The sequence below is a fragment of the Cupriavidus sp. 21MJTG02-4 genome (assembly GCF_057798975.1).
Map to the genome: position 1 here is coordinate 281754 of NZ_JBYOJP010000003.1, position 13476 is coordinate 295229.

The following is a 13476-nucleotide window of genomic DNA, read 5'->3' on the forward strand; positions in this document are numbered from 1 at the left end:
GGCGCGCGGGCGTGGCAGCAAGGCGAGCCGTTCCGCTCAGAACTGGATCGACGCGTGCCCGATGCCGTCGAACTCGACCGTCACCAGGTCGCCTGCCGCCGCGGGCAGGATCCCCACCCAGGTTCCGGTCGTGACCACCGTCCCGGCCTCCACGCGTTCGCCATGGCGCGTGGCGTGACGCAGCCAGGCCCCCAGTCCGTAGGCCGGATCGCCCAGGGCATGAGTGCCTTTGCGCTCGAAGCTTTGCGCGCCGATCCGGACATGGCAGCGTTGCGCGGCCCAGTCGATCGGCGCGTAAGGACGCCACGCGCCGAGTACGAGCGCGCCGTGCGCCTGCAGGTCGGCAAGCTTGAGCAAGGAAGGCGCGTCGGTGTATTGCTGCCAGCGCGAATCCACGACTTCGATGGACACCGCCATGCCATCCACGAAGCTGGCCGCGCTGTCGCTGTCGAAGGCGGCGGCATCTTGCGCGCTGACCGGGCGGCCCAGACGCAGGGCGATCTCGGCCTCGATGCCGCGCCAGGTGAAATTCCAGTTGCCCGCATTGGCCGGGCTGGACCAGACGCCGTCGGCGGGCAGTTGGGCGTGCGTCAGGCGCGCCTCCCGCGAAGGTCCGCCCGACTTCCAGTAACCGGGGCCGCTGGCCTGCCAGCCCAGCGACGCGGCCACTGCCGATTGCACGGCATAGGCGTCCTCCGGGGTGGCCAGCGCCGTGGCGAAGGCCTGGGCGTCGGCGCAGTGCTGTTCGCGCCGCGCGTGGATCAGGGTCTGGGCGACTGCATCGATCTGGGTTGAATTCATGCCAGGGAGTACTCCTTGATGGAAAGGGATTAAGGAAAACGATCGTCCGCTCGGTAGCGGCCCAGCGCGCGCAGGATGGCGCCGCACGCCGCCGGAATGGGCCCGATCACGGGAATGGCGAACTGCTCGCCCAGCGCCTGCGCCGCGCGGCCGAGCGGCCCCCCGCCGATGACCACGGCGCGTGCGCCATCGATCTCCACGCAGGCCTGCACGGCGGCCGCCAGCGCGGCTTCCAGTGCCGCGGGGTCCTGGCCGACCCGCCAGGGATCGCCCGGCGTCAGGCGCACGCCGGTAAAGCCGGCTTCCAGCCCGAACTGCCGGACCTTGCCTTCGATCGACGCGGCCAGCGCCGGCGTGGTCGTGGCGATGCCGAAGCGGCCATGCTGCGCCGCCTCGCGCATGGCCGCCTCGCCGATGCCCACCACCGGCACCGCCAGCCGGCGCCGCAGCAACTCGGCGCCGGGATCGCCAAAGGCAGCGACGATGACACCACTGGCGTCGCCCACGTCCAGCGCGCCGACCACATCCGCGGCCGTGTGCAGGTCAGCCTCGCCCACGATCATGGGCACCCCGCTTGGCGCGGTCAGGCCACGGACTTCCGCCCGTCCGTCGAGACTCGCACGCGCGATCTCCAGCATCATCTGCGTAGTCGCCTGCGACGTATTCGGGTTGATCAGCAGGATATGAGGCATTACATCCAGGGGTTCAGGATTGGCCGGCGCTGGCGGTACGCGTGTCGACGGCCAGCTGCGGCTCGTCTTCCACCTCGGGCTCGCCCATCGGCCTGCCAAACGTCTCCGGCGCGAACTGTACGCTCACGGCGAACACCGCGTACATAGCGGCCAGCATGCTGAACATGCCGCCCACGCCGTAGGTTTCAAACACGCGCCCGCTCACCAGCGGCGTCAGCGCGCCAGCCAGTGTACCGAGCGCCAGGATCAGCGAGGTGCCGAAGGCGCGGACGTCGGTCGGATACTGCTCCGGCGCGAAGATCCAGATCGAGGTATTCAGCAGCACCACGCAGAACGTGAAGCAGGCCCCGAACAGCAGCACCAGCCCTACGTTGAACGTCAGGAAGCCGAAGCTGAGCCCCGCCGCGCACGCCAGCCCGGCACCAATGGTCAGCACGCGCTTGCGCGGAAAGTGATAGCCGCAATACGAAGCCGCCAGCGCACCGAACAGGCTGCCGCTTTGCATCACCATCGTGAACAACAGGCTTTTCGAGATGGTGTAGCCCTGCGACATGAGGATGGTCGGCATCAGCGTCAGCACCGAGATCTGCGCGCCATACGTCATCGACACCGCGATACCGAGCGCGATCGTGCGCCGGCCCAGCCGGCCCTGGAACACGTCGCGCAGCCGCACACGGGCCCGGGGCGAGTCGTCCCGGACGGCTTCCTTGATGTATTGCGTCGGCTCGCCGCGCAGTTTGCCCAGCCGCCCGGAGGCAAGGCCGGAGAGCACGACGTTCGCCTCATCGACGCGCCCCTTCGACAACAGGAAGCGCGGAGTCTCCGGGATGAAGCGACGGTAAAACACGACGAAGATGGCGGGCGCCACCAGGCAGCCGAACAGCCAGCGCCAGCTGTCCGGTCCCGGGAACAGCGCGAACACAGCCAGACCGAAGGCAGGCGCGAGCATATTGCCTAGCCCCCCGCTGCCCACGCTGACCATGCCGACCGCGGTGCCGCGAAAGCGCGTGGAGCACAGCTCGGCAAGGATCGTCACGGCGACCGATATTTCTCCACCGAGCCCGATGCCGACAATGAACCGGCCCGCCGCCAGCACCGTGTAGTTCGGCGCCAGCGCGCAGATGATCGCGCCCAGCGTGAACAGCAGCAGGTTCACGTTCAGCATCGTGCGCCGGCCGTAGCTGTCCGCGATATAGCCGGACGCCACGCGTCCCAGCGCGGCCGCGCTGAAGGTCAGCGTATTGAGAAAGCCGATATGCGCGACCGATATGCCCCATTGCTCGCGCAAGATGGGTCCGACCAGGCCCACGGCGTTCTGCTCGAAGACATCGAACATCACGCCCAGCATGATCAGGAAAATGATTTTCTTGTGTGCGGCGGTAACGCCGATGCCATCCATTGCCCGGTCGAGTTCGTGCTGCTGGGGGGAACGCGACGATTGAACATTCACTTCTGCGCCCATGTTGTCTCCTCCTCGAATTGAGGTCAGTCACGGTGTATCCGCAAACCTGTTGCCGGCATCGTTGGCCGGTCTTGGCAGAGCAGCAAAGAAAGTGCGCCTGCGGCGCCGCGGTATCCGCGTTATGTCAGCGCCGGTACGCAGTCGGGTGGCCGTCGTGCGCCGATGGCCTGCTCGGCCGCAAAGGCCAGTCGCAACAGCACGCTTTCGGAGAACGGCCGGCCGAAGAACTCCAGCCCGACCGGCACGCCACGCGGCGCATTGGCGTCCGGCTCGGAGAAGCCCCCCGGTATGACGATGGCCGGGAAGCCCGTGGCCGAGGCCAGCACGCCATTGCGCTCGGCCTGGGCCTCGCCCACGGGCGCGACCAGGCGCCGCTGGTGCGGAAACGCCAGCGCATCGAGACGATGCATCGCCATCAGCCCGAGGATGCGATCGCGCAAGGCTTGCTGGCGCTGCAGACGCTCGCGGTATTCGCGCTCGTTGCCTGCCAGCGCCACGGCGTGCTTCAGCGTGCCGGCGACGCCGGGATGCACGGTCCCGCAAGCGATCATGTCTGCCATCGAGCGGACCGGCACGGCGGACGGCACTTTGGCAAGGTAGGCGTCGAGATCGGCCTGCATTTCGTACAGGTGCACCAGCGTGTCGGCCAGCAGCGTGTCGGGGTGGATCGGCTCGTCGATCTCGACCAGCTCGGCGCCGCGGGCCTCGATGGTGGCCAGCGCACGTTGCATGACGGCATTGACCGCGCGATGCTCCGCCCCACTGCCAAAGAACGAACGCAGCACGCCGATGCGTGCGCCTTTGAGGCCATCGCGGTCAAGCCCATCGGTGTAGCTTCGCGGGAGATGCGCAGTCGCCTGGCTGGTCACCGGGTCTGCCGGATCGTGGCCGGCAATGACGTCGAGCAGCAGCGCGGCATCGGCCACGGTGCGCGTGAGCGGACCGATGGTGTCCTGCGTCAGCCCGCACGGGACCAGTCCGCTGCGGCTGACCAACCCCATGGTCGGGCGCAGGCCGACAAGGTTGTTCGCCGACGCCGGCGAGCGGACCGAGTTGATGCCATCCGTGCCGATGCCCAGCAGCCCGAAGCTGGCCGCGATGGCGGCGCCGGTGCCGCCACTGGAGCCACCGGGCGTGCGCGTCAGGTCATAAGGGTTCAGGGTCTGCCCGCCCAGCGTGCTGACGGTCTCGCCGCCAGACGCCAGCTCGTGCAGGTTGGTCTTGGCCAGCACGATGGCGCCGGCTTCGCGCAGGCGGCGCACGATAAAGGCATCCTCCCGCGCCAGGTTGCCCTGCAGGCATCGCGCGCCTGCCGTCGTCTCGACCCCGGCGCATTCGATGTTGTCCTTGATCAGCACGGGGATGCCATGCAAAGGCGCCAGCGGCGCTGACGGGCTTGCCGCGGCATGCGCATCGAGCTGCCCGGCTTCCGCCAGTGCCTGCGGATTGAGCTGCAGCACGCTGTGGATGCGCGGGCCGCGCTTGTCATAGGCCGTAATCCGGTCCAGATAGCCCTGCACCAGCTGGCGCGCGGTGAGCCGGCCTTCGCGCATGGCGGCATGCACGCCTGACACGGTGGCCTCCATGACGCTGGTGCCGGATTCGAGGTTGGATTCCATGTTTGCTTTCCTTGCACCCGACGCGCAGGCGCCGGGTGGTTGAGTCGTTGGGGAGCGGCATGCCGCCCCCCTTATGCGCTACCGGTTGACCAGCTTTGCCGGCAACGTCCAGATGAGAAACGCGCCGAGAACAAGCATGCCCGCGATCATGTAGTACGCGCTGCTGCTGCTCTGGGTCAGGTCACGGAGATACCCGATCATGTAGCCGCTGGTAAAGCCGGCCAGGTTGCCGATCGAGTTGCTCATGGCGATCGCCGTGGCCGCTGCCGCGCCGCTGAGGAACGCCGTGGGCAGTGACCAGAACAGCGGCGAACAGGTCAGGATGCCGGCCGCGGCGATCGACAGGAACACCAGCGAGAGCGCCGTGCTATGCATGATCCATGGCAGCGCCAGGAAACCGATGGCGCCCATCATGCAGGGCACGATCAGGTGCCAGCGCCGTTCGCGGTGCTTGTCCGCGCTCTTGGCGAAGAAGTACATGGTGATGATCGCAGCAATATACGGGATCGCGCTGAGCAGCCCGATCTGTATCGGGTCGGAGACGCCTGTCGACTTGATGAACGTGGGCAGCCACAGCGTGATGCCGTACTGGCCGGTGACGTAGCAGAAGCAGATCAGGCTGATCAGCCAGACCCGCGGGTCGGTGAAGACATTGCCCACGCGCGCCACGGGGCCCGCCGCCTTGTTGTCCTCCGCCTTGGCGCGTTCGAGCACCTGCTTCTCGTCGTCACTGAGCCATTTGGCCTTGGCGATGGAGCTGTCCAGGTACCAGAAGCACGTCAGGCCGAGCACCACCGCAGGCACGGCTTCGATGAAGAACATCCACTGCCACCCCGCCCAGCCCGCGATGCCGCCCATGCTGCCCATCAGGAAGCCGGACAGCGGGTTGCCAATGATGCCCGACAGCGGCGAGCCCATGCAGTAGATCGCCATGATCTTGGCGCGGCGGTGCGACGGGTACCAGCACGTCAGGTAGTACACGATGCCGGGCGTGAAGCCGGCTTCCGCCAGGCCCAGCAGGAAACGCAGGGTATAGAAGGCGGTCGGTGTCTCCACGAACACGAAGCATGCCGACAGCAAACCCCATGTGACCATGATGCGGCCGATCCAGACCTTGGCGCCGAAGCGGTGGAGCGCCAGGTTGCTGGGGATTTCGAAGAGAAAATATCCGATGAAGAAAATGCCGGCGCCAAGGCCGTAGACGGTTTCGCTGAAGCCAAGGTCCTGCGACATCTGGAGCTTGGCAAAGCCGACGTTGACTCGGTCGAGATAGGCAATCAGGAAGCAAAGCATCAGGAACGGCACGAGGCGCCAGCTTACCTTGCGATAAACGGCGTCTTCGTACGAACTCACCTTTGCCCCGGCCTGCAGGGTAGTTTCCACAGCGTCTCCTTTTGTATTGTCAGGTACGTCAGTGCTGCTGCGCCGATCCTGATTCGATCAGTGCTGTGTGGAACAAGCCTGTACCGCCGGAGCCGGCGACCGCGCGCGTGCCAGCGTGCTGGCGACCGGTTCGCTGCAGGGCTCTCCCCGGCCTTGCGATGCGAACCGGCGCGCGCCGCGGCCACCTGCCCCGGCGGCCCGCGTCAGGCGGCGGCCCTCAAAGGCAAGGGGCACGCGTGGGCGGCGAGATAGTCCATGGCCGCGGCAACGCCGCTGGCGGCCAGCGGGACGCCCGACAGCTTCAGCCCCATCTCGCAGCCGGACAGTGTGGCCATGAGCGTGAGGTCGTTGCAGTCGCCGAGATGGCCGATGCGGAACATGCGGCCCTTCATCTTGCCCAGCGCCGCGCCGAGCGACATGTTGAAGCGGTCATAGATGAGCCGGCGCACGGCGTCCGCGTCGATGCCGTCGGGCATCATCACGCCGGTCAGCACCGGGCTGTAGACCGACGGGTCCGCGCACTGGATCTCCAGCCCCCATGCGCGCACCGCGCGGCGGCACGCTTCCGCCAGGCGCTGGTGGCGCGCGAAGACGTTGTCGAGCCCTTCTTCGAGGATCATGTCCAGCGCTTCCGACAGGCCATAGAGCAGGTTCGTGCTCGGCGTGTACGGCCAGTAGCCGGTCTGGTTCATGGCGATGATTTCTTCCCAGTCCCAGAAGCTGCGGGGCAGCCGCGCCGTCTTGGCGACTTCGATGGCCTTGGGCGACACGGCGTTGAAGCTGATGCCCGGCGGCAGCATCAGACCCTTCTGCGAGCCCGAGACCGTCACGTCCACGCCCCACTCGTCATGGCGATAGTCAGCCGAGGCCAGCCCGGAGATCGTGTCGACCATCAGCAAGGCCGGGTGCCCCGCGGCGTCGATGGCCTTGCGCACGGCGGCGATATCGGACGTGACGCCGGTCGAGGTTTCGTTGTGCACCACGCACACGGCCTTGATGGCATGGCCGCTGTCCTGGCGCAGGCGCGCCTCGATCATGTCTGCCTGCACGCCGCGCCGCCAGCCCTCGATGCCCGGCAGACCGAGGAATTCCGGACGCAGGCCGAGCTTCTCGGCCATCTTCTTCCAGAGCGTGGCGAAATGGCCGGTCTCGAACATGAGCACGGTATCGCCCGGGCTCAGCGTATTGGACAGCGCGGCTTCCCAGGCGCCCGTCCCGGAGGCCGGATAGATCACGACCGGCTGCTCGGTCTTGAAGATCTGGCGGATGCCGGCCAGCACCTTCAGCCCCAGCGCCCCAAACTCGGGACCGCGGTGGTCAATGGTCGGGTAGCTGATAGCGCGCAGGATGCGGTCCGGCACCGGGCTCGGTCCGGGGATCTGCAGGAAATGACGGCCAGCGGGATGGAAGTCCAGTTTCAGCATTTACTCCTCCTGTTGAATTTTGCATTCAAAATACTTTAGCAGGCGGGGCCGATAAAGAAAGGGGGCGGCAACAAGAAAAATGCGCAGTGTTTACCCGACCCATCAAGGACTTGCGTGTTGTCGGCAGTGTGCTAGGCGTCTGATAGAATCGCGAGGAAACCGACCCTCGTTGGACTTTGCATGCAAGATCCCATTTCTTCCGGCGAAACTTCGTTCGCGTCCGTGCTCCCCAAGGTTGAGCGGCAGCGCCTGCATGACACCGTGGTGGGCCACCTGCGCAACTTCATCGTGGAGGGCGTGCTGAAGGCAGGCACCAAGCTGAACGAGCGCGATCTGTGCGAAACGCTTGGCATTTCGCGCACCCCGCTGCGCGAGGCGTTCAAGGTGCTCGCGGCCGAAGGGCTGATCGACATCTCGCCCAATCGCGGCGCCACGGTCGCCAGCCTCTCGGCGACGGAGATCCTGGACACGTTCGAGCTGATGAGCGGCCTGGAGGCGATGTCGGGCGAACTCGCTTGCGAACGCATCACGCCGGTGGATCTCGCGGAAATCAAGGCCCTGCACTACGCCATGCTGGCGTGCCGTGCGCAGGAGGACTTGTCGGGCTATTACAACTACAACCGCCAGATCCACGACCGCATCAACCTGGCCGCGCGCAACAGCGCGCTGCGCCAGACCTACCTGGCCGTGAATCGCAGGCTGCAGGCCTTGCGGTTCCGTTCGAACTTCCAGAAATCGAAGTGGGACAGCGCGATCCACGACCACGACGAGATGCTGGTGGCGCTGGAAGCGCGTGACGGCAAGCGCCTGGCAGCAATCCTGCGCCAGCATCTGCTCGACAAGCGCGACGCCGTGCTGAACCTGCAGGCGGCCGAGGCGGAAGCGGCGCAAGCGGCCTCAGCGGGATCCCGCGACTGAGATTCAGCGCCGCCGGCCATGCATGGTCGAGCCCGTCAGGCCACGCCACTGAGCCCTGGCGGGACGACGGCTCCCGCGTTTCTGTCACCTTTTTTCGCCTCGCGCGTCTAATGTTCAGGAACGATAAAAAGGAGCCGCCCTTTCCCGTATGGACACTGCTCGGAATGCCCGGACACCCCGGTCGGCTGCGGCCGATCCCCGCACGGATGCCGAGCTGATCGTCGGCGCGCAGGCCGGCGATGCGTCGGCCTTCGAAGTCATCATGCGACGCAACAATCGTTTGCTGTTCCGGACGGCGCGTGGCGTGGTGCCGGATGATGACGAAGCGCAGGACGTGGTGCAGGAAGCGTATCTGCGCGCCTTCACCAACCTCCATACCTTTCGCAGCGAGGCCGCGCTGAGCACCTGGCTTGCGCGCATCGCGATCAACGTCGCCCTGACCGCGCAGCGCACCAGAGGCCGGATCGTGCAGATGGAAGGGCTGGTCGACGAACCAGACCTGCCCGACGAACCCGCACTGGAGAACGCCATGTCCCATCGCACCCCCGACGACCAATCGCCCGAGGTCATGGCCGAGCGCAGCGAGGTACGCAACATCCTGCAGTCCGCGGTCGAAACCTTGCCGGCGATCTACCGCAGCGTATTCATATTGCGCGCCGTCGAAGACATGAGCGTCGAGGAGACCGCCTACTGCCTGGGCGTCAGCCACGACGTGGTGAAGACCCGCTTCCTGCGCGCGCGCACGATGCTGCGCCAGTCGCTTGCCGAACAGGTGAAGCCTTATCTGCAGCAAACCTTCAGCTTTGCCGGCCCGCGCTGCGACGCGGTGGTCCATCACGTGCTTGGCGCCCTTCACCGCCACGGGGTGGTCCGCCCCCACGGATCAGCGACGCCATCTGGCGCGCGTGTTGTTCAGTGACTCACCCAACAAGGAGGAAACACCATGAAGATCGCCAGCATGCTCGTATCCAGCCTGCTCGCCGTGACAGCCAATGTCGCCACGGCGCAGAACGCCGCCCCCAACGACGCCCAGATCGCCTCCATCGTCGTCACGGCCAACCAGGTCGATATCGATGCCGGAAAACTCGCCGAGTCCAAAGCCTCGAACAAGGACGTGAAGGCGTTCGGCAAGCAGATGGTCACGGACCATACCGGTGTCAACAAGTCCGCCACCGCACTGGTCAAGAAGCTCAATGTCACCCCCGAGGACAACCCCACCAGCCAGAGTCTCAAGGCCGGTGGCGACAAGAACATCGAGAACCTGAAGGGGCTGAAGGGCGCGCAATTTGACCGCGCCTATGTCGACAACGAGGTCACGTACCACCAGGCCGTGATCGATGCCATGGACAAGACGCTCATTCCGAACGCCAAGAACGAGGAACTCAAGGCCTTGCTGGTCAAGGTGCGTCCCGCTTTCGTCGCGCACCTGGAACATGCCAGGCATATCCAGACCGAACTCGCCAAGAAGTAACGGTTCCAGGCCATGCGATACCCGCATATCGCCCTGCTCTTGTCATTGGGCTTGATGCTCGCCGGCCCGGCGCAGCCCGTCAGCGCCGCGCCGGCGACCCACACCGTCACGATCGACGCCACGGCATACGCGCCGCAGGAACTGGCTGTCAACGTGGGGGACACCGTTGTCTGGGTCAACAAGGATCCGTTCCCCCACACCGTGACCTCCCCGGCCGGCGGGTTCGACTCGAAAAGCATCGCGCCGGGAGAATCGTGGCGATACATGGCGGCCCGGAAGGGCGCCTATCCCTACGTCTGCACATTCCATCCGACGATGAAGGGGACGTTGCGGGTCAAGTAGGTCACCCCAACCCCGTTACCGACGCGGACCGTTCGCGGTCAGTCCTCGCCCCGGCCCCGCCGGGGCGATTTCCCCTTTGACCAGCAAATGCCAGGCGGGGCCAACGTCAGGATACGTTTCGACGCCAGTCTCCTGATATATTACATATCTGATAGGATGCCCGTGAGATCCACGCAGCCGGCGGCGTGCGATTCAGGGGAAGTCGCCGGTTGAAAAACGAGCCCAGCCGAACATGACAACGACGATTGTTTACACCCACACCGCCTGTCTCGAACACCGGCCCGGGCCGCACCATCCGGAGTCGCCAGAACGCCTGAAAGCCGTCGTGCAGGCATTGCGAACGCCCGAGTTCGCTGCGCTGGAATGGCGCGACGCGCCGATGGGCACCGTCGAGCAGCTGCAACTGATCCACGATTCGCACTACATCGACGAGATCGCGCAAAGTGCCCCCTCCCGGGGATACGCGCCGCTGGACGCGGGCGACACCGTCATGTCGCCGGGCTCGTGGGAGGCCGTCATGCGCTGCGTCGGGGCGGCTTGCGCGGGGGTCGATGCGGTGATGGACGGCCAGGCGCGCAACGTGTTCTGCGCGACGCGGCCGTGCGGCCATCACGCTGAACCGGCGAAGGCGATGGGCTTCTGCATTTTCAACCAGGCCGCCATCGCGGCGGCCTACGCCTTTGCAGTGCACAAACTCGAGCGCGTCGCCGTGGTCGATTTCGATGTGCATCACGGCAACGGCACCCAGGCAGCATTCTTTGACCGACCCGAGCTGTTCTACGCCTCCAGCCACCAGTCGCCTTTCTATCCAGGCACGGGAGCCCGGTCCGAGACAGGGGTGGACCACAATATCGTCAACATCCCGTTGCCGCGCGGCTGTGAGCCTGCGCAGTTTCGTGCCGCGATTTCGGCCCTGCTGCTTCCCGCGCTAAGGGCGTTCGCCCCCGACATCGTCATTGTCTCCGCGGGCTTCGACGCGCATCGCCTGGATCCGCTCGCGGGCATGAACCTGGAGGACGGCGACTTCCACTGGATCACCCGGGAACTGATGCAGATTGCCGACGAAACGTGCAACGGCCGCATCGTGTCGATCCTGGAAGGCGGCTACAGCCTCGACGCATTGGCCACGAGTACGGCGGCCCATGTCAGCGCGCTGATGGCGTAAAGGTGTTGGGCGGCAGCGCGCCTTTATGAGAAGATTTGTGCGCCACAAGCGCCACGAAACATAACCGGCTGCCACGTTGCAGCCGGTTCTTTTCATACGTGCCAACACAAAACCATAGGCACGGTTATTCATTGGCGTCTTGGGCAATGTCGTTAGCACGGTTCGCCTACGCAGCATTTACCAGGAGACTCCATGAATCCGAAGCCAGGCTTGCGGTGGTTCACCGCCGCGATTGCATCCCTCTGTCTGACGACCAGCTTCGCGCCGTCATCGTATGCGGCTTCCGTGGCGCCGGTCGCCGCCGAGAACGGCATGGTCGTCACCGCGCAGCACCTGGCTACCCGAGTCGGCGTCGATGTGCTGAAGCGCGGCGGCAACGCGGTCGATGCCGCCGTGGCGGTGGGTTATGCGCTGGCCGTGGTGTATCCGGCCGCGGGCAACCTCGGTGGCGGCGGATTCATGACCATCCAGCTGGCCGATGGCCGCAAGACATTCCTTGACTTCCGGGAGGTCGCGCCCAAGGGTGCGACGGCGAACATGTACCTGGACAAGGACGGCAACGTGATCAAGGGCGCCTCCACCAAGGGACATCTGGCCGTGGGCGTGCCCGGCACCGTGTCAGGCATGGAGTACGCGCGCCGCAAGTATGGAACGATGAAGCGCGCCGACCTGATCGCCCCGTCCATCAAGTTCGCGGAGAACGGCTTCACGCTCCAGCAGGGCGACGTGGATATGCTGCTCACCGCAACCAAGGACTTCGAGCAAGACCCGGCTTCCGGCGCAATCTTCCTGAACAAGGGCCAACCGTTCCAGGTGGGCCAGAAGCTGGTTCAACGCGACCTGGCCAAGACGCTGCGCGCGATCAGCAACGGGGGCACCGAAGGCTTCTACCAGGGCTGGGTAGGGAAGGCGATCGTTGCCTCCAGCCAGGCAGGAAAGGGCCTGATCACGCAGGCGGATCTCGATGATTACAAGACGCGCGAACTGGCGCCGGTCGAGTGCGATTACCGTGGCTATCACGTCGTGTCGGCGCCGCCGCCCAGCTCGGGCGGCGTGGTCATCTGCGAGATGCTGAACATCCTGGAAGGCTACCCGCTCAAGGACCTGGGCTACCACTCCGCGCAGGCGGTGCACTACCAGATCGAAGCCATGCGCCACGCCTATGTCGACCGCAACAGCTACCTGGGCGATCCTGACTTCGTAAAGAACCCGCTGGACCGCCTGCTGGACAAGAACTACGCCGCGAAGATCCGCGCAGCGATCGACCCGAAGAAGGCAGGCGTTTCGAAGGACATCAAGCCCGGCGTGGCGCCGCATGAAGGCAGCAACACCACGCATTACTCGATCGCCGACAAGGACGGCAACGCCGTTTCCGTCACGTACACGCTCAACGACTGGTTTGGCGCGAAAGTGACGGCAGCTACGACAGGCGTGGTCCTGAACGATGAGATGGACGACTTTACCGCCAAGGTCGGCGTGCCGAACCTCTATGGCCTGGTCCAGGGCGAGGCCAATTCCATTGCCCCGGGCAAGCGCCCGCTCTCGTCGATGAGCCCGACCATTGTCACCAAGGACGGCAAGCCGGTGATGGTGGTGGGCACGCCAGGCGGCAGCCGCATCATCACAGCGGTACTGCTGACCATGATCAACGCCATCGATTACAACATGAACGTGCAGGAAGCCGTGGACATGCCGCGTTTCCATCAGCAATGGCTGCCGGACCTGACCAATGTGGAGGACTACACATTGTCCCCGGATACGCGCAAGATCCTGGAAGACATGGGGCATCGCTTCGGCCCGCCACAGCCTGCCAACCACCTGGCGGCCATCATCGTCGGCGCACCGGCGCTCGGTGGCAAGCCGGTCGGGAACAACCGGTTCTATGGCGCCAATGACCCGCGTCGCAACACCGGGCTGGCCGCCGGTTATTGATTCGGCATTGCACGCTGGCCGCCCTTTGGGCGGACAGGAATAAAGGCAAACGGCGCGAGACCAGTCGGCTCGCGCCGTTTGCTTTTTTAGCGTGGCGGGATCAGCCTGCAGTCGTGGCCAACAACGCGCATTCAGCCTGAGTGGCCCATAAGGCTGCCCTCCTCCCGCCGACCCACGTGACGCTTTGATCCCCTTCTCCCGCATGGCCAGCAAACCCGCGTGCAACCTGGGATAAGGTATTGAAGGCGGACGTCGGCACTATTATTC

12 protein-coding genes are annotated in these 13476 nt (G+C 65.5%); 6 read left to right on the forward strand and 6 right to left on the reverse strand.

Going from position 1 to position 13476, the window contains the following annotated elements:
* Window positions 1-36 precede the first annotated feature (36 nt).
* From AC3FKH_RS07665 to AC3FKH_RS07690, 6 genes are all read right to left on the reverse strand, one after another.
* Entirely contained in the window at window positions 37-801 is a 765-nt protein-coding gene (locus AC3FKH_RS07665) for a fumarylacetoacetate hydrolase family protein (protein WP_488674320.1), read from the reverse strand.
* A gap of 29 nt (window positions 802-830) precedes the next feature.
* The gene (locus AC3FKH_RS07670; protein ID WP_488674321.1) at window positions 831-1493 is read right to left on the reverse strand and encodes an aspartate/glutamate racemase family protein; all 663 of its coding nucleotides are present in this window, start codon (window positions 1491-1493) and stop codon (window positions 831-833) included.
* A 13-nt stretch (window positions 1494-1506) separates the two neighbouring features.
* Entirely contained in the window at window positions 1507-2955 is a 1449-nt protein-coding gene (locus AC3FKH_RS07675) for an MFS transporter (RefSeq protein ID WP_488674323.1), read from the reverse strand.
* A 119-nt stretch (window positions 2956-3074) separates the two neighbouring features.
* Window positions 3075-4574 (reverse strand): amidase family protein, encoded by a 1500-nt coding sequence (locus tag AC3FKH_RS07680; RefSeq protein ID WP_488674324.1) that lies wholly within the window; start codon window positions 4572-4574, stop codon window positions 3075-3077.
* 78 nt (window positions 4575-4652) lie between these two features.
* Complete coding sequence (locus tag AC3FKH_RS07685; RefSeq protein ID WP_488674326.1) at window positions 4653-5957, reverse strand: MFS transporter; 1305 nt, start codon at window positions 5955-5957, stop codon at window positions 4653-4655.
* Window positions 5958-6160: 203 nt separating this feature from the next.
* On the reverse strand, window positions 6161-7381 hold the full coding sequence (locus AC3FKH_RS07690) for a pyridoxal-phosphate-dependent aminotransferase family protein (protein ID WP_488674328.1): 1221 nt from the start codon (window positions 7379-7381) through the stop codon (window positions 6161-6163).
* A 180-nt stretch (window positions 7382-7561) separates the two neighbouring features.
* Here AC3FKH_RS07690 and AC3FKH_RS07695 point away from each other — a divergent pair, with 180 nt between their 5' ends.
* From AC3FKH_RS07695 to ggt, 6 genes are all read left to right on the forward strand, one after another.
* Window positions 7562-8299, forward strand: a complete 738-nt coding sequence (locus AC3FKH_RS07695; protein ID WP_488674329.1) for a GntR family transcriptional regulator — start codon at window positions 7562-7564, stop codon at window positions 8297-8299.
* Between the two features lie 148 nt (window positions 8300-8447).
* Window positions 8448-9218, forward strand: a complete 771-nt coding sequence (locus AC3FKH_RS07700) for an RNA polymerase sigma factor (protein ID WP_488674331.1) — start codon at window positions 8448-8450, stop codon at window positions 9216-9218.
* Window positions 9219-9242: 24 nt separating this feature from the next.
* A complete protein-coding gene (locus AC3FKH_RS07705; RefSeq protein WP_488674333.1) occupies window positions 9243-9770 on the forward strand; it encodes a DUF4142 domain-containing protein in 528 nt (175 codons plus the stop codon).
* A 12-nt stretch (window positions 9771-9782) separates the two neighbouring features.
* Complete coding sequence (locus AC3FKH_RS07710; protein WP_488674334.1) at window positions 9783-10112, forward strand: cupredoxin domain-containing protein; 330 nt, start codon at window positions 9783-9785, stop codon at window positions 10110-10112.
* A gap of 232 nt (window positions 10113-10344) precedes the next feature.
* Complete coding sequence (locus tag AC3FKH_RS07715; protein ID WP_488674336.1) at window positions 10345-11277, forward strand: histone deacetylase family protein; 933 nt, start codon at window positions 10345-10347, stop codon at window positions 11275-11277.
* 192 nt (window positions 11278-11469) lie between these two features.
* Window positions 11470-13209 carry a gamma-glutamyltransferase gene (ggt, locus tag AC3FKH_RS07720; RefSeq protein ID WP_488674337.1) on the forward strand — a complete coding sequence of 580 codons (1740 nt, stop codon included), beginning with the start codon at window positions 11470-11472 and terminating at the stop codon, window positions 13207-13209.
* Window positions 13210-13476 lie beyond the last annotated feature (267 nt).

Excerpts from the sequence above, each read along its gene's own strand:
- AC3FKH_RS07680 (WP_488674324.1), bottom strand. The coding sequence starts at position 4,574 with ATGGAATCCAACCTCGAATCCGGCACCAGCGTCATGGAGGCCACCGTG.
- ggt (WP_488674337.1), top strand. The coding sequence starts at position 11,470 with ATGAATCCGAAGCCAGGCTTGCGGTGGTTCACCGCCGCGATTGCATCC.
- AC3FKH_RS07690 (WP_488674328.1), bottom strand. The coding sequence starts at position 7,381 with ATGCTGAAACTGGACTTCCATCCCGCTGGCCGTCATTTCCTGCAGATC.
- AC3FKH_RS07705 (WP_488674333.1), top strand. The coding sequence starts at position 9,243 with ATGAAGATCGCCAGCATGCTCGTATCCAGCCTGCTCGCCGTGACAGCC.
- AC3FKH_RS07670 (WP_488674321.1), bottom strand. The coding sequence starts at position 1,493 with ATGCCTCATATCCTGCTGATCAACCCGAATACGTCGCAGGCGACTACG.
- AC3FKH_RS07665 (WP_488674320.1), bottom strand. The coding sequence starts at position 801 with ATGAATTCAACCCAGATCGATGCAGTCGCCCAGACCCTGATCCACGCG.
- AC3FKH_RS07715 (WP_488674336.1), top strand. The coding sequence starts at position 10,345 with ATGACAACGACGATTGTTTACACCCACACCGCCTGTCTCGAACACCGG.
- AC3FKH_RS07675 (WP_488674323.1), bottom strand. The coding sequence starts at position 2,955 with ATGGGCGCAGAAGTGAATGTTCAATCGTCGCGTTCCCCCCAGCAGCAC.
- AC3FKH_RS07710 (WP_488674334.1), top strand. The coding sequence starts at position 9,783 with ATGCGATACCCGCATATCGCCCTGCTCTTGTCATTGGGCTTGATGCTC.
- AC3FKH_RS07695 (WP_488674329.1), top strand. The coding sequence starts at position 7,562 with ATGCAAGATCCCATTTCTTCCGGCGAAACTTCGTTCGCGTCCGTGCTC.
- AC3FKH_RS07700 (WP_488674331.1), top strand. The coding sequence starts at position 8,448 with ATGGACACTGCTCGGAATGCCCGGACACCCCGGTCGGCTGCGGCCGAT.